This window comes from Mesorhizobium sp. M2E.F.Ca.ET.209.01.1.1 (genome assembly GCF_004010375.2).
GTDB lineage: Bacteria > Pseudomonadota > Alphaproteobacteria > Rhizobiales > Rhizobiaceae > Mesorhizobium.
This window is the reverse complement of sequence record NZ_SADP02000834.1, coordinates 1-317: the sequence shown is the minus strand read 5'-3', so window position 1 is coordinate 317 and position 317 is coordinate 1. Positions and strand designations below refer to the sequence as shown.

The 317-nt window shown below is 65.3% G+C and carries 1 protein-coding gene; it reads left to right on the top strand.

The window, feature by feature from the left end; translation table 11 throughout:
- Positions 1–48: 48 nt before the first annotated feature.
- The coding region (locus EN852_RS38120) for a response regulator (RefSeq protein ID WP_135879854.1) at positions 49–317 on the top strand (269 nt) is incomplete at its 3' end.

Here is a 317-nt window from a genome sequence, read left to right as displayed (position 1 = left end):
CTTCTACCTGCCTCCCGCGAACGACGCGGACAAACAAGGGCCTTCTGCATGACCACTCTGCGCACCATCCTTCTCGCCGAAGACAGCCCGGCCGACGCCGAAATGGCGATCGATGCCCTGGAAGAGGCGCGCCTGGCCAATCCCATCGTGCACGTCGAATACGGCCTGGAAGTGATGGACTACCTGCTGCGTCGCGGCGCCTTCGCCGAGCGCGAGGAAGGCCTGCCGGCGGTGCTGCTGCTGGACATCAAGATGCCGCGCATGGATGGCCTGGAAGTGCTGCGGCAGATCCGCGAGCACGAGGAGCTCAAGCGCCT